This is a genomic window from Chryseobacterium sp. Leaf404 (genome assembly GCF_001424145.1).
Classification (GTDB): Bacteria; Bacteroidota; Bacteroidia; order Flavobacteriales; family Weeksellaceae; genus Chryseobacterium.
This window is the reverse complement of sequence record NZ_LMQM01000001.1, coordinates 291,268-313,189: the sequence shown is the minus strand read 5'-3', so window position 1 is coordinate 313,189 and position 21,922 is coordinate 291,268. Positions and strand designations below refer to the sequence as shown.

20 protein-coding genes and 1 riboswitch are annotated in these 21,922 nt (G+C 36.9%); of the genes, 12 read left to right on the top strand and 8 right to left on the bottom strand.

The features are described from left to right. Nucleotides 1-236: 236 nt before the first annotated feature. A complete protein-coding gene (locus ASG31_RS01465) occupies nucleotides 237-3,017 on the bottom strand; it encodes a bifunctional aconitate hydratase 2/2-methylisocitrate dehydratase (RefSeq protein ID WP_056027088.1) in 2,781 nt (926 codons plus the stop codon). Nucleotides 3,018-3,103: 86 nt separating this feature from the next. On the opposite strand from ASG31_RS01465, the gene ASG31_RS01460 reads away from it, so the two are divergent. From ASG31_RS01460 to ASG31_RS01435, 6 genes are all read left to right on the top strand, one after another. Beyond that, nucleotides 3,104-3,298 (top strand): hypothetical protein, encoded by a 195-nt coding sequence (locus ASG31_RS01460; protein ID WP_056027085.1) that lies wholly within the window; start codon nucleotides 3,104-3,106, stop codon nucleotides 3,296-3,298. An 88-nt stretch (nucleotides 3,299-3,386) separates the two neighbouring features. Continuing rightward, complete coding sequence (locus tag ASG31_RS01455; RefSeq protein WP_231433713.1) at nucleotides 3,387-4,181, top strand: WG repeat-containing protein; 795 nt, start codon at nucleotides 3,387-3,389, stop codon at nucleotides 4,179-4,181. Nucleotides 4,182-4,223: 42 nt separating this feature from the next. Further along, a riboswitch (TPP riboswitch) is annotated at nucleotides 4,224-4,318 on the top strand. 103 nt (nucleotides 4,319-4,421) lie between these two features. Next, entirely contained in the window at nucleotides 4,422-6,521 is a 2,100-nt protein-coding gene (locus ASG31_RS01450) for a TonB-dependent receptor (RefSeq protein ID WP_056027082.1), read from the top strand. Nucleotides 6,522-6,647: 126 nt separating this feature from the next. After that, nucleotides 6,648-7,427 carry a hypothetical protein gene (locus tag ASG31_RS01445; protein ID WP_157844427.1) on the top strand — a complete coding sequence of 260 codons (780 nt, stop codon included), beginning with the start codon at nucleotides 6,648-6,650 and terminating at the stop codon, nucleotides 7,425-7,427. Beyond that, complete coding sequence (locus tag ASG31_RS01440) at nucleotides 7,415-7,942, top strand: acyl-CoA thioesterase (protein ID WP_056027078.1); 528 nt, start codon at nucleotides 7,415-7,417, stop codon at nucleotides 7,940-7,942. Before ASG31_RS01445 ends, ASG31_RS01440 begins: the two co-directional genes overlap by 13 nt. Nucleotides 7,943-7,994: 52 nt before the next feature. After that, nucleotides 7,995-8,948: a 2-hydroxyacid dehydrogenase gene (locus ASG31_RS01435; protein ID WP_056028021.1), complete on the top strand. Its 954-nt coding sequence runs from the start codon at nucleotides 7,995-7,997 to the stop codon at nucleotides 8,946-8,948. Between the two features lie 111 nt (nucleotides 8,949-9,059). On the opposite strand, the gene ASG31_RS19135 is transcribed toward ASG31_RS01435, so the two are convergent. Together ASG31_RS19135 and ASG31_RS01425 are read right to left on the bottom strand one after the other, a co-directional pair. Further along, nucleotides 9,060-10,064 (bottom strand): hypothetical protein, encoded by a 1,005-nt coding sequence (locus tag ASG31_RS19135; RefSeq protein ID WP_056027075.1) that lies wholly within the window; start codon nucleotides 10,062-10,064, stop codon nucleotides 9,060-9,062. A 212-nt stretch (nucleotides 10,065-10,276) separates the two neighbouring features. After that, nucleotides 10,277-10,921, bottom strand: a complete 645-nt coding sequence (locus ASG31_RS01425; RefSeq protein ID WP_056027072.1) for a hypothetical protein — start codon at nucleotides 10,919-10,921, stop codon at nucleotides 10,277-10,279. A gap of 340 nt (nucleotides 10,922-11,261) precedes the next feature. Here ASG31_RS01425 and ASG31_RS01420 point away from each other — a divergent pair, with 340 nt between their 5' ends. After that, complete coding sequence (locus ASG31_RS01420) at nucleotides 11,262-11,786, top strand: DUF6252 family protein (protein ID WP_056027069.1); 525 nt, start codon at nucleotides 11,262-11,264, stop codon at nucleotides 11,784-11,786. Nucleotides 11,787-12,159: 373 nt separating this feature from the next. Continuing rightward, nucleotides 12,160-12,567, top strand: coding sequence for a hypothetical protein (locus tag ASG31_RS01415; protein ID WP_131725482.1), 408 nt, complete (start codon nucleotides 12,160-12,162; stop codon nucleotides 12,565-12,567). A 141-nt stretch (nucleotides 12,568-12,708) separates the two neighbouring features. Here ASG31_RS01415 and ASG31_RS01410 read toward each other — a convergent pair whose 3' ends face one another. Continuing rightward, the gene (locus ASG31_RS01410; RefSeq protein ID WP_056027063.1) at nucleotides 12,709-14,577 is read right to left on the bottom strand and encodes a T9SS type A sorting domain-containing protein; all 1,869 of its coding nucleotides are present in this window, start codon (nucleotides 14,575-14,577) and stop codon (nucleotides 12,709-12,711) included. Between the two features lie 381 nt (nucleotides 14,578-14,958). On the opposite strand from ASG31_RS01410, the gene ASG31_RS01405 reads away from it, so the two are divergent. The 4 genes from ASG31_RS01405 to ASG31_RS01390 all read left to right on the top strand — a co-directional run bounded on the left by ASG31_RS01405 (nucleotide 14,959) and on the right by ASG31_RS01390 (nucleotide 19,225). Further along, on the top strand, nucleotides 14,959-15,522 hold the full coding sequence (locus ASG31_RS01405) for a hypothetical protein (RefSeq protein ID WP_056027060.1): 564 nt from the start codon (nucleotides 14,959-14,961) through the stop codon (nucleotides 15,520-15,522). A gap of 205 nt (nucleotides 15,523-15,727) precedes the next feature. Further along, a complete protein-coding gene (locus ASG31_RS01400) occupies nucleotides 15,728-16,987 on the top strand; it encodes a serine hydrolase domain-containing protein (protein ID WP_056027057.1) in 1,260 nt (419 codons plus the stop codon). Between the two features lie 25 nt (nucleotides 16,988-17,012). Next, nucleotides 17,013-18,767, top strand: a complete 1,755-nt coding sequence (locus ASG31_RS01395) for an Ig-like domain-containing protein (RefSeq protein ID WP_082504395.1) — start codon at nucleotides 17,013-17,015, stop codon at nucleotides 18,765-18,767. Beyond that, complete coding sequence (locus ASG31_RS01390; RefSeq protein ID WP_056027054.1) at nucleotides 18,767-19,225, top strand: heme-binding domain-containing protein; 459 nt, start codon at nucleotides 18,767-18,769, stop codon at nucleotides 19,223-19,225. The genes ASG31_RS01395 and ASG31_RS01390 overlap by 1 nt, the downstream gene beginning before the upstream one ends. On the opposite strand, the gene ASG31_RS01385 is transcribed toward ASG31_RS01390, so the two are convergent. From ASG31_RS01385 to ASG31_RS01370, 4 genes are read right to left on the bottom strand one after another with little or no spacing between them, the layout of a single operon-like run. Next, nucleotides 19,226-19,741 carry an NUDIX hydrolase gene (locus tag ASG31_RS01385; RefSeq protein ID WP_056027051.1) on the bottom strand — a complete coding sequence of 172 codons (516 nt, stop codon included), beginning with the start codon at nucleotides 19,739-19,741 and terminating at the stop codon, nucleotides 19,226-19,228. After that, on the bottom strand, nucleotides 19,738-20,652 hold the full coding sequence (gene xerD / locus ASG31_RS01380) for a site-specific tyrosine recombinase XerD (protein ID WP_056027048.1): 915 nt from the start codon (nucleotides 20,650-20,652) through the stop codon (nucleotides 19,738-19,740). Before xerD ends, ASG31_RS01385 begins: the two co-directional genes overlap by 4 nt. A gap of 29 nt (nucleotides 20,653-20,681) precedes the next feature. After that, nucleotides 20,682-21,110, bottom strand: a complete 429-nt coding sequence (locus ASG31_RS01375) for a deoxycytidylate deaminase (protein WP_056027045.1) — start codon at nucleotides 21,108-21,110, stop codon at nucleotides 20,682-20,684. 35 nt (nucleotides 21,111-21,145) lie between these two features. Next, a complete protein-coding gene (locus ASG31_RS01370; RefSeq protein WP_056027042.1) occupies nucleotides 21,146-21,913 on the bottom strand; it encodes an enoyl-CoA hydratase-related protein in 768 nt (255 codons plus the stop codon). Nucleotides 21,914-21,922: the final 9 nt, after the last annotated feature.

Sequence of the window (21,922 nt, the reverse complement as noted above, 5' to 3'; positions counted from 1 at the left end):
GTATTATTTTATCAAATTCCATTCCGACCAATATTAAGCGGTATGAATAAAATGAATAATCAATATTTTTTTATACCTATCAATTTAAGGAAAAATTGAAAATTGTGATGTTGACATAAGTTAAAATAATCACAACTGCTCTTAAATGGAAAGATTCTAAACAAAAATGGAAGACTTCAAAAAGAAATCTTCCATTTATATATTAAAAAGCCTTTAGACTTTTATTTAAAAATCAATTAATGACCAACAGTCACCAACTCTTTGATAGACGGAACAAAAGACGTCAAGTCAATGCCTTCTACAGCAGCTTTATACTCTTCAATGCTTGGAATTCTTCCCATAATTGCTGATAAAACAACTACCGGAGTCGATGCCAATAAAGATTCACCTTTTTTACGCTCAGAATCTTCAACCACTCTTCCCTGGAAAAGTCGGGTAGAAGTTGCCAGAACAGTGTCTCCTTTTTCAGCTTTTTCCTGGTTACCCATACAAAGGTTACAGCCGGGACGTTCCAAATACATAATGTTTTCGTATTCTGTACGGGCAGCACCTTTTGGAGCACTGTCGTTGAATTCAAAACCTGAATATTTCTCTAAAAATTCCCAATCTCCTTCAGCTTTCAGCTCGTCGATGATGTTGTAAGTAGGAGCAGCCACAACCAGTGGTGCGTTGAATTCTACTTTACCGTTTTTCTTTTCGATATTTTTCAACATCTGAGAAACGATTTTCAAATCGCCTTTGTGAACCATACATGATCCTACGAAGCCAAGGTCAACTTTTTTCACGCCACCGTAGAACGTAAGGTCTCTGATGGTATCGTGTGTGTATCTTTTAGAAACATCGTCGTTGTTTACATCTGGGTCAGCAATCATTGGCTCAACAATAGCGTCAAGATCTACCACAACTTCTGCATAATATTTTGCATTGGCATCCGGAGTCAAAGCTGGTTTCTCACCTGTTCTGATTTCTTCGATTCTCTTATTTGCTTTGTCAATTAATCCCTGAAGAACCTGATTGTGATTATCCATACCCTTGTCGATCATAATTTGGATTCTGCTTTTTGCAATTTCCAGTGATTCGATTAATGTTTCGTCTTCAGAAATACAGATAGAAGCTTTAGCCTTCATTTCGGCAGTCCAGTCTGTAAATGTAAATGCCTGATCTGCAGGTAAAGTTCCGATGTGAACCTCAATAATTCTTCCCTGGAAAACATTTTCTCCGTCGAATTGCTTCAACATCTGAGCCTGAGTTGCGTGCACAACATCACGGAAATCCATATGCTGTTTCATGTCTCCTTTGAAAGTTACTTTCACAGATTCAGGAATCGGCATGGAAGCTTCACCGGTTGCCAAAGCAAGCGCTACAGTTCCCGAATCGGCTCCGAAAGCTACCCCTTTAGACATTCTCGTGTGAGAGTCACCTCCGATGATGATGGCCCATTCATCAATCGTAATATCATTCAGAACTTTGTGAATAACGTCTGTCATTGCGTGGTATTCACCTTTCGGGTCACGGGCAGTGATTACTCCGAAATCGTTCATGAATTTCATTAATTTAGGAATATTAGCCTGCGCTTTTTTATCCCAAACCGAAGCAGTGTGACATCCCGACTGATAAGCGCCATCAACGATTGGAGAAATCACGGTTGCAGCCATAGATTCAAGTTCCTGAGCGGTCATCAAACCTGTGGTATCCTGAGAACCAACGATATTTACCTGAACACGAACGTCTGAACCTGCGTGTAAAACTTTTCCCGGCGTTACACCTACAGCGTTTCTGTTGAAGATTTTTTCAACTGCCGTAAGACCTGCACCTTCCTTTGTAATTTCTTTAGAGGGTGCAAAAACCGTAGGAGCCGTAATTCCTAAAGTCTGAGCCGCAAAAGTCTGGATTTTTTTACCGAAAACAATTGCATAAGAACCACCGGCTCTTATAAACTCTAATTTTTGAGGTGTGAATGATTTTGAAATGTCCTTCAGTTCAGTTTCTCCGTTGTATAATTTTTTTTCTTTAGTATTGATCGTAAGAACAGTTCCTGTAGCTACAGAATAAGTTTCTTCCAAAACGATGTCGCCATTTTCATTACGGACAGGATTTCCGTTTTCGTCCGTTTTCTTTACCCAGTTTTGAAGGTCGATTCCGATACCTCCGGTTACGTCAACTGTAGTTAAGAAAATTGGAGAAATACCGTTAGTTCCTGCAACAATTGGAGCAATATTCACGAAAGGAATATAGGGGCTCGCCTGTTTTCCTGTCCAAAGTGCCACGTTATTCACGCCAGACATTCTTGAAGAACCAACACCCATTGTTCCTTTTTCTGCGATAAGCATTACACTTGCATCCGGATGTTGAGCCTGTAAAGCTTTGATTTCTTCCTGAGCCTGAGGCGTAATCATACATTTTCCGTGAAGTTCACGGTCTGATCTTGAGTGAGCCTGATTTCCAGGAGACAACAAATCGGTAGAAATATCACCTTCACCGGCAATAAATGTTACTACTTTAATTTCTTCTGCAACTTCCGGAAGTTTAGTGAAGAATTCCGCTTTTGCATAGCTTTCCAGAATATCTTTAGCAATTACATTTCCGGCCTCATAAGCATCTTTCAGACGGGTTGTGTCTGCATCGTAAAGATATACCTGAGTTTTAAGAACTTCAGCAGCCTGTTTTGCAACAGCTTCGTCATTTCCTAAAGCCAGATCAAGCAAAACTTTGATTGACGGGCCGCCTTTCATGTGCGAAAGCAATTCGAAAGCGAAAGTTGGTGTAATTTCTTCTACTACAGGTTCACCAAGAATAATCTCTTTTAAAAATTGGGCTTTCACTACAGCAGCGCTTGTGGTTCCCGGTAAAGTGTTGTAAATAAAAAATTTGAGAGAATCAGCTCTGTATTGGTTTGATGTGTCTTTGATCTGCGAAATAATTTCGCTCAGCAATTCTGCACCGTCAATAGGTTTTGGGTGGAGGCCCTGGCTTTTTCTCTCTTCAATTTCCTGGATGTAATCCTGATACATATTCATAATTCTAGAAGTCTTTTCAATCTTATTATTAAAATCTGTAGAGATATATCTGCTACAGACTGTTAAATTCTGGTTAAATGTGCTGAGTGATTTTACTGTTCAGCAGATTCTCTGGTTTGGTTTTTGCTCACAAAGAATGGATCGGGACCGGAAAACTGTACACTTTAGGGTCTTCTCTTTACATTGAGCTTTCGGATGTAGAAAAGTTACAAAGTATTATCTCTAAAACGATTGCACACAGCCAAAGGGTTAAAATTGTTTCCAAATTTACGAAATTATAATTTTTTTAAAGAACAACATTATTTAGATTGTTTATAAATATGAGTTTTATAAATTCTATTTTATTAAATTTGTTGCATAAAACTAAAAATGATGACTCTTAAAATTTATTCCAAAATGACCTTATTGGCATTTACCTTATTCAGTTTATTCTTTAGTTCGCAATCTAAAAATTTAAAATCCAAGCCTTTATCAAAATCTGTAGTAAAAAAAACTGCTGTTAAAAAGACATTGTCTAATGAAACAAAACCGAAAGATCTAATTGTTTTGGACGAAGAAGTTCCGGTGCTTATTCCTCAGAAGAAGAACGGTAAATTTGGCTATGTCAATCAAAGCGGAAAGTTTGTGATTCAACCAGAATATCATATCGCTTTGTTTTTCGGTGAAGACTGCAATCTTTTATATTCGCCCAATGAAAAAGCCAGGAAATTTGCTTCAAAAAACTACGCCACAGTAGATAAAGACGGAGTTTCGTACAGGATCAACATGTCCGGAAAAATTGTTTATACCTACAAACCTGCAGATTTGGGAGTTTGCAAGGCAGAATATAAAAAAGCCCGATTCCATGCTTACCGCCTGAATGGAAAGTACGGTTTAATTGAAGATGGTCGGTTTGTAAATCCTGCTGATAAAAAACAGTTCACGATCTATCCTTCCTACGATTTTCTGTTTGTAATGGAAACCAATGACGTGGCAAACCCCATGATTATAGCCGCAAACAATGATAAATTCGGAATAATTGATGTGAATGGCAAGACCATCATACCTTTCGAGTACAGAGATATCAAACGAAATTACAGCTGGAAACTCGGGAATATGTTTGAAGTAACCCAAGATGATGTCAACTATTATTACATCGATATTCACAACAAGCCTTACAGGTAAAAATATTTTCCGAAGGTATCTTAAAAAGTATTACTTTTGCCGATGAAATTAAAGGGGTGCCCCAACCGGAGCTGAGATTATACCCAATGAACCTGGAACAGGTAATGCTGTTTAGGGAAATTAAAAATGAGCAATCAGTAATAGGTAATGCGCAATCATTAAATATTACTTATTACCAATTACTCATTACTTATCCATAATCGCCCCTTTTATTCAATTAAATTTTAAAAATTTATAAGAATGAAAGGATTTGTTTTTTTAGGGCTTACCGTAGCCGCCAATTTTCTGAATGCTCAAATTGCAGACACCGTTGCTGTAAGAGATATTGAAGCCGTGAGCTTTACCAGGCGACTTCCTGTTGCCAAAGAAATTATCAGTGTACAGAAAGATCTCGACAGCAAAAATCTCGGGCAGGATCTTCCGATGTTACTGAAAAACCAGACTTCAGTTATTTCCACTTCAGATGCCGGAAATGGCGTTGGATACACAGGTTTTAGGATTCGTGGGGTTGCCGGAAGGGGAATTAATGTGATGATGAACGGTGTTCCGTTTAATGATTCTGAAAGTCAGGGAACTTTTTTTGTGAATGTACCGGATCTTACGAGTTCGGCGTCGCAGGTTGTAATTCAGCGTGGTGTGGGAACTTCAAACAACGGAGTTTCAGCATTTGGAGCAAGCATCAATATTATTTCTAAAGAGCCTGAAGAGAAGTTTTATTTTAAGACTGATGACAGTTATGGTTCATTTAATACTTATAAATATTCTGCGGAAATAGGTTCTGGGAAATTCTGGAAAGACCGCCTTTCTGTGATGGGACGTTATTCTCACATTCATTCCGATGGATTTATCGACCGTGCTTCATCTGATTTGCATTCATATAATTTTACAGCTTTATTTGAAGAAGGAATGACCAAACTCCGTCTGATGACCTTTGGTGGAAAAGAAAAAACCTATCAGGCATGGAACGGGGTAGACAGAAAAACCTGGGAAACCAATCCAAGATATAATTTTTCAGGTGCAATTTATGATGCCAATTGGGAAAATATTGTTGGATTTTACGATAACGAAACAGACAACTACAGACAAAATCACTATCAGTTACTTTGGGAACAGGGTTTAAATGAAAACTGGAGCCTCGAAACTACGCTTCATTACACTAAAGGCCGTGGATACTACGAAAATTACAAGCAGGGCGATCCTTTTGCGAGATACAATCTTCCGGATATTAATGGCGAAGAGTATTCAGATTTTATCAGAAAAAAATGGCTGAATAATGATTTCTACGGCGTTGTTTCTACATTGTACGGGAAATTTGAAAATTTAGATCTGAATTTTGGCGTTGTCGGAAATCAGTACTATGGAAGACATTACGGAAATGTAACTGATGTTTTCAATCCTCAGATTGTAGAATCTGAATATTACCGAAACCGTTCGGTGAAGAATGAAGTTGCTGGTTTTGCAAAAGCTCTAGTTACTGTCAATAATTTTGAATTCTTTGGAGACCTTCAGATCAGAAATATTGATTACGATACCAAAATTCTTCAGGAGGGAGATTTTGAGGGAGCTGATTTAAAAAAAAACTGGTTATTTTTCAATCCAAAAGCCGGTGTAAATTATAAAATCGGTGGCGGAAAAGTATTTATTTCTTACGCCCACGCACAGCGCGAGCCTAATCGTGACGATTTAATTTCAGACAACGATGTAAAATCTGAAAAACTTCACGACTTTGAGGCCGGATTTGAAAAGCAGTTTGGTAAAGTAGCTTTTACAGCAAATCTTTATTATATGTATTATCTGAATCAGTTGGTTTTAAACGGACAGATCAGTAATATCGGAGAATTTATCAGAACCAATTCCGGTAAAAGTTACAGACGTGGAATTGAAGTGGGCGCTTTGGCAAAGGTCACAAAACAGCTTGAAATTTCAGCAAACGTAAGTGCGAGCCAAAATCAGAATTTAGATTTCAAGATTGAAAATACATCGGGAATTCAGAATCTGGGAGACACGAAAATTTCTTTTTCGCCGAATTTAATTGCCAATTTAACGTTGAAATACAGTCCTGTAAAAAATTTCCAGTTTATCCTGACCAATCAGTATGTCGGAAAGCAGTATTTAGACAATACCCAAACTCAGGATCTGCAGCTTGAAGATTATTTGCTGACAGATTTCAATGCGCAGTATGATTTTAAAATTAAAAAACAGGAAATCGCTTTAAAGCTTTTGGTCAATAATATTCTGGATCAGAAATACGTTAACAACGGCTATGTTTACAACGGTCCGGTTTACTTTTCTCAGGCGGGAACCAACTTTATGTTTGGCATCAGCTGGAAAATTCAATAAAACACCAAATCATTTTTTATACCTTTCTAAGTAATTTAGAATTAATTTGAGAGACTGTTTCGGCAGTCTTTTTCATTTCATTTAAAACTTAAAAAAGTCACGAAAAAATCATAAATTTGTCGCCAAATGAATATTTCAGCATACATTTTAGAATATCTGAAAAAGCACGGAAGCGTTACCGTAGCAGGATTTGGTGTGTTTTACCTCGAAAATTCCAAGGCAAAACTCGATCCTGAAAACGGCAGCATCCTTCCGCCATCCAGCCAGATTGCTTTTAAAGTAGATTATCTCGCAGAGTCTGACGATCTGATCAGTTACATTGCTTCTCAAAAGGGAATTGGTTTTGAGGCGGCAAAAAATGAACTCCAGATTCAGACTGATTTCTGGAAGAAAAAACTTCAGGCAGACCATTCTCTCGAAATCCAAAACTTTGGACAAATCGAGCAGGGTGACAGTGGGATTGCATTTTTCGGTAAAAGATTGGCCTCAGATCATCCGGATTTTTATGGTTTGGAAGAGATCCGTTTTTCAGATATCAGCGATGGTGAAAAATTAATTGAAGCAAGCACAAAAGAAAAAGATTATCAATTCAGCAAATCTATTTTGTGGATTTTCCTTATCGCAATCCCTCTTGCAGGCTTGATTTATCTGGGAATTACACAAAAGGATCTGATCTTCGGTAATAAATCTTTCGACAGCATTTCTGCACAGACCAAAACGAGACGCATAGAAAAAATAGTTCTCACTAAACAGGATTCTGCTCAACTGAAAATTTCGGATTCTGTTAAAAGAGCCGCTTTCAAAGCAGATTCTCTGAAAACAGATTCTATCAGAAAGGATTCTATCCGAAAACATACACCAAGAAAATGGTATCCTAAAAAAAGAAAATCTAAATGGAAAAAATAAAAAAAGCGTCAGAATCTCTTACGGTTATGACGAATATCGTTCTTCCCAACGACACCAACCAATTGAGAAACCTTTTCGGTGGCGAGTTACTGGCAAGAATGGACAGATGTGCATCCATCTCCGCAACAAGACACTGCGAAAGAAGAGTGGTAACGGCATCTGTAAATCATGTGTCTTTCGATCATCCAATCCCTGAAGGCGGAATTGTTGTCATGGAATCGAAAGTTTCCCGCGCATTTTCAACTTCAATGGAAATTTATGTGGATGTTTGGTTGGATGATCCTATCAATCACAAGAAAATTCAAACCAACAAAGGGATTTACACTTTTGTGGCCGTGGATGAATTCAACAGACCCATCCCAATTCCAGACATGGAACCTGAAACCGAAATTGAAGTAGAAAGACATGCTGCTGCTTTGCGAAGAAAGGAGCTTTCGCTGATTCTTTCAGGCAGAATGAAACCAACAGATTCTGTGGAACTGAAGAAATTGTTTTCTGGAGAAATCGAATCATAAATAACAGCGGAAGAATTTTTCTTCCGTTTATTTTTAAATGCAATCTGAGATCATGCGAATCTTACTTTTAGACAAAAACCACCCCCTAATCACCGAACAGCTTTTAGCCAAAAACTTTATTCTTGAAGAGGATTTTACGTCTTCCTACGATGAGGTCTGTGCTAAAATTCAAAACTATGATGGCGTGATTATCCGGAGCAGAATTCCTTTGGATAAAAACTTTCTTGAGCACGGCAAAAATCTCAAATTCATCGCCAGAGTAGGAGCAGGAATGGAAAATATCGACATTCCTGTTGCTGAGAAACTGGGAATTCAACTCATCAATTCTCCCGAAGGAAACCGCGATTCTGTTGCTGAACACGTTGTCGGAATGCTTTTAATTTTAATGAACCGCCTGTTCATCGCCTCCAGTGAAGTAAAAAACGGAATCTGGCTGCGTGAAGAAAACCGTGGCGACGAACTGCTTGGAAAAACCGTTGGTTTAATTGGCTACGGAAATATGGGAAAAGCCACTGCAAAAAGACTTTCAGGGTTTGGTTGTGAGGTGATCTTTCACGATATTTTGCCAGATCTCTCAGATGAATTTGCCACTCAGGTCAGTTTGGAAGAGTTGAAAGAAAGAGCTGAGATCTTAAGTCTTCACATTCCTTTAAACAGTGAAACGCATTATCTGATTGATGAGAAATTTAATTCAGAAATGAAAAATGATTTCTATTTCGTCAATACAGCGAGAGGCAAAAACGTTGAAACGAAATATTTAGTTGAAGCTTTAAAATCAGGAAAGGTAAAAGGTGCCTGCCTCGATGTTTTGGAATATGAAAAAGCATCGTTTGAAAAATTAGATGCTTCGTCTTCGCTCAGCACAGGTGAAAATGATGATTTAGATTATCTTTTAAACTCTGAAAAAGCTATTGTCACTCCACACATCGCCGGATGGACGCATCAAAGCAAGGAAAAACTGGCGCAGGTGATTGTGGATAAAATTGTGGCTGGGTTTATTGATTGATTTTTATTTCGGCAGATTTCAATATCTTTTGTGAAAATCTTGCTCAAAGTCGGGAGGCTTTGAGTTGCCTGGAGTTAATATTCTCGTTTAGATTACAGAATATGCAATTTTTTATTTTGGGAACCGTTCTTTGATGTATCCGTCTTTTATCCTCCATTCATAAAGTTTTAGCACTAATTTACCGTCAAGTAATTCGTAAGATTTATGCATATAAGAACGGTTTTTTCTATCATCAATTCTATAATTATTACCATCCAGCCAAAAGGATGAAATCTCAATCTCTGAAAAGGTAGATTGAACTTTTGAGTTGCTTTTAGGAATGTAGTACGCATCTTTATCATTTATTCTTGTTTTTGGGAACTGTCGGATAAAATCAAAATTTGAGAAATTATTATCACTGTACACGTGTTCTGTAAAAAGTTGATCTGTTAAAAATTCAGAAGTATTCCAGGGGCCTTTAATAAGAAAAAAAATGTTCTTGTTTAATTTTTTCTGCAAATATTTTAAGGATTCCAATGTCCATGTTTTTTGATATAGAAATAATGCTTTTTCATTTAAGAAAAATTTGGGGCAAGGTCCGTGATCATTTGATCCATGTCCGTATTCGTAAAGAACAACTGCTATGCTTTCAGTTAAAATATGTTTGCTTTCCACGAGGTCTATTATGTTTTTCATAGCAGATTCTTCAAAGGGAACTACAACATAGGTTTTTTTAAAATCTTCAACCTGTTTTTTTCTTTCAGCATAAATTACATCACAATTTGATGGAATCAAAGGATACTCATCATCTTTATCTAATATACCATCGTTATCTGTGTCGGGCCATGGGCATCCATTATTTGCAAAAGGTCCTGAAACTTTTGGGCATGCGTCATGTTGATTTTCAATACCATCGAGATCGTCGTCGGGAAATGGACATCCATTATTTTTAACTACTCCAAATTTGTTAGGGCAATGATCAAGATAGAATGCAATTTTGTCATCATCTTCATCTGATATGCATTTTTTCTTCGAAAATTTTTGTTTACACCCTTGAAGCAATTTTTTATCTATCGAATTCTGAGCATGTAAAGACCATGTAAATAGGATTAAAAGCAAATAGGTAAATTTTTTCATAATCACTATTGAGTTATAATATTTGTAATCTTAAACTGGTGCGAGCTTTACGCTCCTGACCCCTCCGCTGCCGCACGAATCCTTTCGTGTGGTAAGTCTTTAAAAGCTAAACATTCTAAAAACTACAGTGTTAATAGTGCTAGCGTCAAAATAGTGTCTATTCTTCACCATCTTCTCCCGTGATGCTTTGTGTGGCTAGGCTATAATCTTATCTATCGCTTCTGCAATCTTATAAGTCCTGTACTCAATATCATAAATTTACAAGTTGCTGTTTGGGGTTGATCTCCACTGGAATCGGAAAATTTTAAAGCATCATGCAGGGAAAATATTTTGTCTTTGAAGTGTTTTATCTTTAACTCTCTGCCGGCTCCCAACCCGGACCTTTGGTTGTATATTTGAGTGATTGATTTTAGAATTGATTCTTTAAAAACAAAAAGCAATATAAAATCATCTGTAGAATATTCCGACCCGCTATCAGCATGAAAAAAAACATTAACAGCTTGAATTTCTGAATCTAAATAACTGTTCAGAACCCTATACTGATACTTCTTTTTATATTTTGAAAGAAATTTTTCCTCAAGTAATTTGCTCAGAAAACCGGTTGGGTTTAGGGTTTTCAAATTACTACTCTGTTTTACAGTAGTCAAAATATTGTCAGACCATATAAACGAACTGTTTTCTTTAGGAATTTCAAGATCTAAGTTCTGAATACTAATCAGCTTACTTTCAAAATTTTCATATTTTACGATTCTGTCATCATGAAAATGCAATGTATCAATTTTTACCGTTAATGATTTACCAAAAACTATACTGCAGTTTGCAAGTAAAATGTAAAGTGCTGTAAAAATATTTTTCATTTTATAAATTTCCCGCTTCGCAAAGTCTCCCGACTTTTAGACAGTTAATGCTCCATCATAAAGATACTGAAAATTTAGTAACCGAACCAACTTCAACAACCTCAACTCGCCGCACGAAAGGATTCGTGTAGCAGCGGCGGTTATGAATTGATTTTTAATTCCGGCAGTTTTCAATATCTTCAGTGAAAATCTTGCTCAAAGTCTGAAGGCTTTACAAAAAAGAATATAATTGTAAGTTGTTTACAGTTTCTGGTTTAATAATAAATAAATTCATAACAAATTAATCTGACATTGTTTAATAATGTATTAATTTTGAAAAGTTAACATAAATATTACAAATATGAAAAAAGTCTTCTTTATTACTTTATCAATACTATTTCTGTATTCTTGTGATCGCAATCAGGACACAGATGTACTGCCGGAAGCCACTCAATCTGGAAAAAACACGGGAGGTGCACTGTTTGACGGCAAAGTGTGGGTTGCTAAAGTCGAGAGTTCAAGTGCTATACAAGGTGGAAATAATACATATCTGCAATCTGATCCTATAACTGGCAGGGAGATAATGACTATTACTTTGAGGAACTATCAAAACCCAAGTTCACATGCAATTGAAATGGATATTAATTCAATGCAGGCAATTACAACAGGAACTTACCCTCTCAACGGTATTTACGAGAATCACGCTGTAATTAAAAACGGCGGTAATGGTTACTATACAGACGGCAGCAACAATACGGGCTCCATAACGCTCACAAAATTTGACAGGTCAAAAAAAATTATTTCCGGTACATTTCAGTTTAAAGCAAAGAACAGTGCTGGTAACATTATCACCGTAACTGAAGGGCGATTTGACAGAAGATTTTAGAAATTAATTCTGAAATAATACTACACTCGTAAAAGTAAAAACCTTTATCCTGCTGGTGTGAGCGTCAAGATCGTATTCACTTTATCACTTACAATATTACGGCAGGTGTCAATATCTTTGTAAAGATCTTGCTTAAAGTCGCCAGACTTTGCCAGCGGAAGATTTGTAATTTCTACTCATCATTATGTTTTTATAAAGATAAATAAAATAACAATTTTAGAAATTGGTTTTTTAAAAGAAAAAGCCACACGAAGGGATTCGTGTAGCAGCGGGGGTAATATGCCCCAATTTATAAATATTTGGGATTAACAAAATGAAACATATTTTTTTAATACTTACTTTATTGATAAGTTGTTCGAAGTCAACACGGCACTTGACTTCTGTATATATTGATGACAATTCCATAACTAAAATAAACTTATTTAAGGGAGAGTATAGGATTAATAATTATGGAGGTAATGACCCTATAGTAAAGTTTTCTGTTTCTGATTCAGAAAAAGAGAATTTGGTAAAATCATACAGGAAAAATAAAATTAGCAAGCTTGGTGAAAAAGTTTATGTCGTAGATCAAGAACAGAAAGTTAAGATGCAATTATACACAACGACGTACACTTTGCTTTTTAACGATGGAAGTAGGCAAGAGATATATGTCATAACTGATTATGAAACAGATCCTTTAAAAAAGTTCGAAAATCTTAAATTGTTTATTTCAGATATTGAAAATTTAATCAGTAAAAAACAGGAACTACAAAACCTTCCAGATTTTAATTATCTTAGGTAGTGGAATATTTATGGGTGTTTTGAATGTAGTCCCTCCGCTCCCGCACGAATCCTTTCGTGTGGGCAGTCTTCATAAAAATCAAACATTCTAAAAACTACAATGTTATCAATTCCACTGCTGATAAGAGCGTCACGCTCGTAACTACTTCTTCACCACCTTCTCCGTCACCACAGCCTTCTCAGTCTTCACTTTCACATAATAAACTCCAGCAGTCAAAGCACCCATATTAATCTGTGCATTCGTATTCCCTAAGTTTCCTCTTAAAACACTTTGCCCCACAGAAGAATACACTTCATAGCTTTCCGAATTATTTTTGCTTTTAATCGTAAGAAAATCCTGAACAGGATTAGGATAAAACTGTAAACCTGCCTCAACAGCAGTTTCTTCTACAGATAAATTGCTACATGCAGATTTAGCATATTTTGTAAAGAAATTTTGAGATTTACCAGCTGTAACATTTATAGCCATAGTTGGTACATTATCATTGGCATCTGTAAACAACTGCTGATGGAAAAAACCACCCAAAACATAATTTCCGTCATTATCTACTGCTATTGCAGTAAACTCGTCTACAGTTCCTTGATTACTAAGAACGTCACCCATTCCCAAGACTGCTCCCGAATCTTTGTTTAAACGAACAAGGATTGGATCTGCTCGATCACCGCTTGGTCTGGTCATATTGTAGCTTCCCCAAGCACTTCCCCAGCTTCCATGTGCGAAACCAATTTCATTTCCATTTTGTGCAAGTCTTCCTTTTGTGAAAGCATAAGTAGTGTTGCCAACAGTTCCCGGTGCCCCGTCTGCGATCTTAGACCATTGAACATTTCCGGCTGAATTTAACTTTACAACAAAGGGAACATGTCCATTATAGGACGTCGCTGGAAAAGTATAATTTCCTACAGTAGCTGTTGAATTTACCGAAAAATACCGTCCAGATACATAAATATCAGAAGAGTTAGCATCTTTAATGATTGAATGAATTTCTTCATCAGAATTTGTATTGCCAGCCTCAATTTCTTTTCTCCAACCTTCTGTTATGACTGTTCCATTCACATTAAATGCCAAGAGATATGCTTCCTTTGTAAAAGAAATATTATTAAAGGAAAAATCAATCAGATTACCCGCACTACCTCTTGTTCCAGCTAAATAATAACGACTCAAAGTTTCATCATATACCATATTTACTTTACCGTGTTCAAGTCCTGGATAAAGACTTCCTGTAATAGGCAGAAGGACAGGAGTTGCGGGTGTCATATTCCCAGTGGTATTATCATAATTAAATTTTACTAAGTAATATTGATAAGTACTACTGAAACTTGAAGGAACAGTGATGAGACCATCCAAATGCGTTCCTGCTTTAAATCCTAAAATGGCATGAATATTTTTTGATGAATCCATACACATCATCTGAGAATCACTTTGACGTAGTAGAAAATTTACATTGCCTTGTAAGGGCTTATTCCAAACTAAGCTACCTGTAGATGAATTGTATTTTAACAGATAAGATGTTTTAAATCCTGCATCTTGAGTTGTCGCATCCATTGCAGCAATCGCTGGTAGTGATTGACTATTATCTAAATGTGTAGGAATTGAGGTTGGCTGATATGAATATCCTTCATTCCAAAGACTTGCTAAAAGATATATTCCACCACTATTATCAACCTCAATATTCCATGCAGAATCTAGATTACCAGTCCCTCCAATTACCGTACTCCATCTTAAAATCCCTTGACAATCTGTAGAATATATAATTAAATCACTATTTCCATAATTTGGTACTGATGTCCCATCAACGTTTTGACCCTGATTCCAAATTTTTGCTAAATAATAGGTGTTATTATCATTATCAACAGCTATATCTCGTATAGATTCATCTACAGAATAAGTGAATCCAGAATTTCCAGACCCCGTCTGCCCTCCAGCTTGCTTTCCCCATTGCCATTGGTAAGTTTGTGATAAAAATAATTGCGTAGAAAATGTAAAAATAAAGAATAAAGTAAATTTTTTCATACTGTTTTGATTTGGTTAGTCACGTAAAAATAAGTTTTTTCTTATTAAATTAAAACGGATGTTTAAGGAAATTTTAAAACTTTTCATCAAATATTGAAAAAAGATATAGAAAGTTTAATACATGCATAGAAACTAAATGTGATGATGATAAAATACGTGATTTACGCCACCGCACGATAGATAAATCATTGTTGGCAATATTTTCGGTAGTTTCATTTTAACAGCTGAAAACAGTTTTAATTTGCTGTACTGTTGCGTTAGTGATTATAATTATTAAACACGGAAAATCAGATTAATTAAAAATATTTTACTACAAATAGTGATTTATAATGAAAATTATTTTTAGATTTGAATTACCATTAACAATTAAAAAAACACACAATGGCACAAAGTAAAAACAACATCGTAACCCACGGATTGAGTGGGAAAGTGGGAGATCTTTTGGTATTCAGCCAAAGAAACGGAAAAACAATTGTTTCGAAAGTTCCGAAGGAAAGAACAGGTGAACTGAGCGAAAAGCAGCAAGCCCAAAAGCAGAAATTTCAAAAGGCGGTATTGTATGCGAAATCCGTTCTGAATGACCCGGATAAAAAGCAGATGTATGAAGCAATGTCTGATCAGTCAGAAGGGGTAAGTACTTACAATGTTGCAGTTGCAGATTTGCTCAATGCACCTAAAATTGAAAAAATCGATCTTTCGTCTTACACAGGAAATACTGGGGATCAGATTAAAATCACTGTAACAGACGATTTTGAAGTAATTTCAGTTTCAGTAAAAATCGAAAATGCAGATGGCTCGTTGGTTGAAGAAGGAAATGCCACAAACAATGGTGTAGAATGGGTGTACATTTCTACAGTATCTAATCCCGACCTCTCAGGAGATAAAATCACGGTTATTGCTTCAGATAACCCTGCCAACATGTCAGAAAAATCAGAAACACTATAACGGGTACAAAATACATTTTGGACGGAGGAACGACGGAGAGATGACGGAGCGATACCCAGCAAAATGTTTATGCCAAAATGACAAATCCGCTTCCCAACCGAAGCGGATCTCCTTTTCAATTATGTTAAATAATTCATAATTTACAAACCGCATTCAGTCATTCTTTTCAGTTTTATTAAATTGCCGTTCATTTTTTAATTTGGGTATGAGGAAGTTTAAATTGCTATTGGCGGCAACCGTCTTTTTGTTGAATATTTCATGTAAAAATAAATCCGAAAAGAAGGAGGCACAGGCATACTCTTCCGAACTTCCCAATTATGGAAATGTCAATTTAGATGAGGTTTTCAGCAAAGAAGATTCTTACCTTTCCGGTAAAGATGCCACAATTCAGTACATCAAAGGATATTACGACAAAGTTTGGGACAGAGGCAACCTGAGTGGTGGAATTCTGGTCGCCAAAGGTGATGAAATTCTCTTCGAAGGCTACAGAGGTTTTGCAAGGGAAGGAAATCAAAATCCCATCAATAAAGATACTCCGCTTCATGTAGCTTCCGTTTCAAAAACAATGACAGCGATGGCGGTTTTAAAATTGATTGAAGCAGGAAAACTAAAACTGACGGATCATTTAACAGATCATTTCCCCGGTTTCCCTTACCCCAATGTGACCATACAGACGTTGTTGGATCAAAGAAGCGGGCTTCCCAAGTACGAATATTTCATCGATAAAATTAAACCTGCACCGGCGGAACTTTCCAAAAATTACATAACCAATCAGGATGTGCTGAATATGCTCATCAAATACAAACCCGAGCTCGCAAGAGATACCGATACGGGTTTTATGTACTGCAATACCAACTACGCACTTTTGGCTCTGATCATTGAGAAAGTGACCAAAACTCCTTTCCCGAAAGCGATGAAAGAAATGGTTTTCGCTCCTCTGAAAATGCAGAATTCCTATATTTTTGAGGAAAAAGATATTCCTACCGCTTCGCAATCGTTCTATTTCGGCGGAAACAGGCTGTATCCTTTAGACCGTCTGGATCTCATTTATGGAGATAAAAATGTCTACACTACGCCGAGAGATCTTTATAATTTTTCAAAAGCATTATTCTCAAAAGATTTCCTTAAACCGGAATTGAAAAATATGATTTTTGAACCATACAGCAACGAAAAGGCCGGACAAAACAATTACGGTTTAGGTTTCAGAATGAAAATTTTTGATAACGGTGAAAAACTGACCTACCACAACGGCTGGTGGCACGGCACCAACTCAGTTTTTGCCCATTTGCTGAAATCCAAAGTGACGATTGTGGCTATCGGAAATAAGTATTCGGGAAGAGTGTATTCGGCGCTCGCTTTAGCCGGTCTTTTCGAAGATTTTCCGCCTCAGAAAGACAAGCTGCATCACATTATGAATGAAAATCAGGACTCTCTGAAAACAGGAACTGAAGTTTTCGGAGAATAATGAGTATTTTTGCGCAAATATCTTCATGAAAAGAATTTTTTTATTTTTAACGGTATTGCTTCTTTTGCATTCATGTGCAAGAGTGGGCTCGCCGATCGGTGGTTCCAAAGATACCATTGCGCCCAACGTTATCGGTTCTAATATTGACAGTACAAGAATTAATGTTTCAAGAAATATTAGAGAATTAAGAATAGATTTTGATGAATACATCACACTGAAAGACATCAATAAAAATCTGATTATCTCTCCGCCTATCAAAAGCATCAAAAGAATTCTGCCCTCCAATATTGCCAATACGTCGCTTTTGATTCAGTGGTCAGATACTTTGCAGGCCAACACCACCTACAATTTCAACTTCGGAAATTCCATTGCGGATAATAACGAATCAAATATTCTAAGGTACTACAATTTCGCTTTCTCAACAGGCGAAAAGCTGGATGATCTCTACATTTCTGGTGAAGTAAAAGACGGAATGGCAATCAGGAAAACAGCAACTTCAGAAAATAAGAAAGTTGTAGGTCTCTACAAAGTTTCAGATACGGTTAATTATCGTGAAAAGCCTTACTACATCTCACGAGTAGACGACGACGGATATTATGAATTGAATTATCTTTCTCCGGGAAGATATAAAATCATCGCTTTTGAGGACGAAAATACCAATTCGGTTTACGATCCCGGTAAAGAAAAAATAGCTTTCCAGAAAGAAGAAGTGATTGTTGAGAAATCTATTTCAGGTTTAAATTTAAGAATGTATCCTTCCAAGAAACCTGTCAAATATCTTGAAATGAAAGAAATGCCAGGCGGAATTCTGATGACTTTTGAAGGTAATCCTGAATCGGTAAAAGTGAATCCGCTGAATGAGAAAATGAAGGATTTTAAAGTTACTCATAAACCTAAATCTGATACGGTAAAAATATGGTTTGATGCCGTAAAAAGTGATATTGGGCAAACTACAAATGAAAATCTGAAGTTCACTTATGATGCGGGAGTTATTAAAGATTCGCTTTTTAATGCTTCACTGTTTTACAAGTACAATACGAAGAATAAAATGTCTCTGGAAAACGGAATCGGCGGCAATCTTCTGGCTCCGAAAACCGATTTTAAGATCATATCCAATTATATTTTAGATAAAATTCAGCCTGAAAAATGGACTTTGAAAACGGACAGTATTTCGCAGAATTTCACAGCCAGAATATCCGAAACGAATCCTTACGAAATTCTGATTAATTCTGATTTTAAAGAAGGTAAAAAATATTCACTCACCGTTCCGAAAACTACCGTTTTATCTTACTACGAAAAAAATGCAGACTCCAAAAGGTTTGATTTTGAAGCAGATAAAATAGAAAATTACGGTAGCGTGACCTTTAAACTGACCAACGCCCCGGCTTCCAGCTATTGGATTCAGCTACTGGATTCAGGAGAAAAAGTGGTGTATCAGAAATACACATCCGGCTCTGAAGTCAAGTTTGATATCGTTAAGCCCGCGGAATATATCGTAAGGATTCTGGTAGACAACAACGGGAATAAATTCTGGGATCCTGCAGATTTCAGAAACGAAACTTTTGCCGAAGATGCCTTTGTTTATTACAAACTGGCGCTTTCTCGCCCGCTTTGGGATTCCATTGAAAACTGGGACTTGAAAGACACCAAAACACTTGATCTGGAAGCAATAAAACCCGCAACATCGGAGACTAAAGATCAGCAAAAAAATAAACCAAATCGCTTTGGTCCGGACGAGATTCTGCAGGATAACAATCAAAATCTTCAAAACAGAAGGTAATGAAAACAACCAAAAAAGTTCTCTTCTGGGTGTTGGTGGGTTTTGCTTTGATTCAGTTTATTCCGGTTGATAAAGTCAATAAACCGGTTGATCAGAAGCTTAATTTTGTCACCGTGCAAAATACACCTGCTGAAATGGCTTCATTGATTAAAAATGCCTGCTACGACTGTCATTCAGATGAAACGGTTTACCCGAAATACGCCCAGATTGCGCCTATTTCCTGGTCAATAAAATCTCACGTAAACGATGGCAGAAGACATCTCAATTTTTCAGTCTGGAAGTCTTATAATTCCGACCTGAAAAAAAGTATGTTGGAAAAATCAGTTCAGACTATTCAGCACAAAACCATGCCCCTTCCGGGATACAGTGTTTATCATGATGAAGCCAACCTCACAGCAGCACAGCAAACCATACTTGCCAATTATTTTGAGTCTGTTTTAAAAGCAGGCAAGTTTTAATTAAAAGTTTTTGATATACGTTTCGAGGAACTTTTTCTGAGAATCAAAAGCGATATCATCGGGATTGATTTCATTTAAAGGAATCCACACAGTGTCAGAAATTTCAGAGATTTCAAGATCTACGTCAAACTTTTCTGCGACATTGTATTCAAAGAAAAGATCAATCGTATTGTAATCAATTTCTTTGTACTGGTAAACGTTTGGAAGGCTCGCCAGATACTTTAGTTTTGAAACATCGATATTGAGTTTCAGTTCCTCATTCAGTTCTCTTTTGCATGTGTTTTCGGCAGATTCTTTTGGATCGATAAAACCACCGGCCATATCCAGTTTTCCCTTTTTCGGATCCTGATTTCTTTTGGTCAGAAATATTTCGTCTCCGTATCGGATGACTACGGCAACGGCGCCAGCAACATTATTGTAAAGAGTGAAGCTGCAGTTTTTGCAGCTCCATTTTTTTTCCTGATCCCAGATAAGTGTTTCGTTGCCACAACTTGGGCAGAAAGTTAGATTTTTCATTGTGCAATATTAGCATTTCTCGGGTGAAAATTCAAAATTACATCTCTCAATTCTTCATTTTTCAAATGCGTATACACTTCAGTTGTCGTAATGCTGGAATGTCCCAGCATTTCCTGAATAAACCTGAGATCCGCGCCATTCTGCAGCAGATGCGTTGCAAAAGAATGTCTGAATGTGTGTGGCGATATTTTCTTATTCACCCCCGCTTTATCTGTGAGTTCTTTAATAATTAAAAACACAATCACCCGGGACATTGATGTGCCGCGGCTGTTTAAAAACAGTGTGTCTTCGTGCTTTTTTGCTACTTTATATTCAGATCTTACATCAGAAATATAATCTCTGATGAGCTCTGCGGTGTAGTTTGCCAAAGGAACAAATCTTGTTTTGTCACCCTTACCGTTTATTTTAATGTAGTTTTCTTTAAAATTGATATTCGAAATCTTGATATCGATGAGCTCAGAAACACGAAGTCCGCAACCGTACAGAACTTCGATAATGCAGTGATTTCTTTTCCCTGTCTTAGATGAAATTTCAATAGCACCGATGATTTTGTTGATGTCAGTCAGGCTTAAAGTGTCGGGTAAATAAAGTCCTAATTTAGGGCCTTCAAGCAGTGCAGAAGGGTTGTCTTCACGGATGTCATCTTCCAGTAAATATTTGAAAAACGCTTTGATAGACGAAATCCATCTTGCCTGTGACCTTTCACTGAATTTTTGTTTGCTGAGTCTGAAAATGTATTCCTGCAGATTTTCGTAGCTTATTCTTTCAGGTCCTGTATTTTCCAGAGATTCTTCAGAATAATCTTTCAGTTTTTTGATGTCGCGCACGTAGGCGTCGAGCGTGTTTTCAGAAAAATTTCTTTCAAAACGAAGAAATATTTCAAAATCTTTAATCTTTTCTTCCCAAGTCATTTGTGTGTTTTTTTTAATTTTTTTTTTTTTTAGTTTAAATCATCCTCATTTACCTGTATGATTTCAATATTATGATTCTTTAAAAACGCAATTCCCTCATCATCTGAATATGCGTTGATGTACACCAGTTTTTCAATTCCGGCCTGTAAAATCAGCTTGCTGCATTCTTTACAGGGCGACAGTGTAAGATAAAGTGTAGATCCCTTTGCAGATTGTGTAGACCCTGCAAGTTTAAGGATGGCATTGGCTTCTGCGTGCAGAACATACCAGTGCGTTTTCCCATTCGCATCTTCACAGCAGTTTTCAAATCCGGATGGCGTACCGTTGTAGCCATCAGAGATAATCATTCTGTCTTTTACAATGATTGCTCCTACCTGCTTTCTTTCACAGTAAGACAGTTTTGCCCATTCCTGAGCCATTTTTAGATAAGCTTTATCAAACTTACTGTACATCTTCATCGGTTTTATTGAATAATTGGGTAATATTAAAAAGCTTAGAAGTTGGGTTTTCTCTTTTCAAGAAAGGCAGCTACCCCTTCTTTTTTGTCGTCCAACTCAAAAACCTCTCCGAAATATTGAATTTCGGTTTCAAATCCTCTGTCTGTATCAGAAAGATTTACCGCGCTTATAGCTTTTGCAATCGCCATTGGCGAGTTTCTGGCAATAGTTGCTGCAAGTTCTTTCGTTTTATTTAATAATTCCTCAATGGCATAAACTTCATTCACAAGCCCGATTTCTTTGGCTCTCTGTGCTGTGATCATTTTCGCTGAAAAGATCATTTCGTTTGCCAACCCTTTGCCCACTAATTTCGGAAGTCTCTGTGTACCTCCATATCCGGGAATTAAACCCAAAGTCACCTCCGGAAGCCCAAGTTTTGCATTTTCTGATGCATATCTGATGTGGCAGGCCATCGCAAGTTCCAAACCACCTCCAAGTGCAAAACCATTCACCGCAGCGATTACAGGTTTTGAAAGGTTTTCAACTTTATTAAACAGCGAATTGTGGCCGTTTCTAGCAAGTTCCTCAGCTTCCTTCTGTCTGAATTCTGCAAATTCTTTAATGTCAGCTCCTGCTACGAAAGACTTTTCGCCACTTCCAGTGATAATAATCACACGTACATCAGCATCTTTTTCTAAGTTTTCAAACGCTTCACTCAGTTCCAGTATGGTCTGAGCATTCAATGCGTTGAGGCTTGTGGGTCTGTTGATGGTAATGACCGAAATCTTTTCTTCTTTTTCTACCAGAATATTTTCGAACTTCATTTTTCGCTT

What these genes read in the sequence shown, in the direction of transcription:
- ASG31_RS01410 (WP_056027063.1), bottom strand. Translation starts at nt 14,577, where the DNA reads ATGAAAAAATTTACTTTATTCTTTATTTTTACATTTTCTACGCAATTA.
- ASG31_RS01390 (WP_056027054.1), top strand. Translation starts at nt 18,767, where the DNA reads ATGAAAACAACCAAAAAAGTTCTCTTCTGGGTGTTGGTGGGTTTTGCT.
- xerD (WP_056027048.1), bottom strand. Translation starts at nt 20,652, where the DNA reads ATGACTTGGGAAGAAAAGATTAAAGATTTTGAAATATTTCTTCGTTTT.
- ASG31_RS01450 (WP_056027082.1), top strand. Translation starts at nt 4,422, where the DNA reads ATGAAAGGATTTGTTTTTTTAGGGCTTACCGTAGCCGCCAATTTTCTG.
- ASG31_RS01465 (WP_056027088.1), bottom strand. Translation starts at nt 3,017, where the DNA reads ATGAATATGTATCAGGATTACATCCAGGAAATTGAAGAGAGAAAAAGC.
- ASG31_RS01425 (WP_056027072.1), bottom strand. Translation starts at nt 10,921, where the DNA reads ATGAAAAATATTTTTACAGCACTTTACATTTTACTTGCAAACTGCAGT.
- ASG31_RS01370 (WP_056027042.1), bottom strand. Translation starts at nt 21,913, where the DNA reads ATGAAGTTCGAAAATATTCTGGTAGAAAAAGAAGAAAAGATTTCGGTC.
- ASG31_RS01385 (WP_056027051.1), bottom strand. Translation starts at nt 19,741, where the DNA reads ATGAAAAATCTAACTTTCTGCCCAAGTTGTGGCAACGAAACACTTATC.
- ASG31_RS01435 (WP_056028021.1), top strand. Translation starts at nt 7,995, where the DNA reads ATGCGAATCTTACTTTTAGACAAAAACCACCCCCTAATCACCGAACAG.
- ASG31_RS01420 (WP_056027069.1), top strand. Translation starts at nt 11,262, where the DNA reads ATGAAAAAAGTCTTCTTTATTACTTTATCAATACTATTTCTGTATTCT.
- ASG31_RS01395 (WP_082504395.1), top strand. Translation starts at nt 17,013, where the DNA reads ATGAAAAGAATTTTTTTATTTTTAACGGTATTGCTTCTTTTGCATTCA.
- ASG31_RS01400 (WP_056027057.1), top strand. Translation starts at nt 15,728, where the DNA reads ATGAGGAAGTTTAAATTGCTATTGGCGGCAACCGTCTTTTTGTTGAAT.
- ASG31_RS01445 (WP_157844427.1), top strand. Translation starts at nt 6,648, where the DNA reads ATGAATATTTCAGCATACATTTTAGAATATCTGAAAAAGCACGGAAGC.
- ASG31_RS01455 (WP_231433713.1), top strand. Translation starts at nt 3,387, where the DNA reads ATGATGACTCTTAAAATTTATTCCAAAATGACCTTATTGGCATTTACC.
- ASG31_RS01375 (WP_056027045.1), bottom strand. Translation starts at nt 21,110, where the DNA reads ATGAAGATGTACAGTAAGTTTGATAAAGCTTATCTAAAAATGGCTCAG.
- ASG31_RS01405 (WP_056027060.1), top strand. Translation starts at nt 14,959, where the DNA reads ATGGCACAAAGTAAAAACAACATCGTAACCCACGGATTGAGTGGGAAA.
- ASG31_RS19135 (WP_056027075.1), bottom strand. Translation starts at nt 10,064, where the DNA reads ATGAAAAAATTTACCTATTTGCTTTTAATCCTATTTACATGGTCTTTA.
- ASG31_RS01440 (WP_056027078.1), top strand. Translation starts at nt 7,415, where the DNA reads ATGGAAAAAATAAAAAAAGCGTCAGAATCTCTTACGGTTATGACGAAT.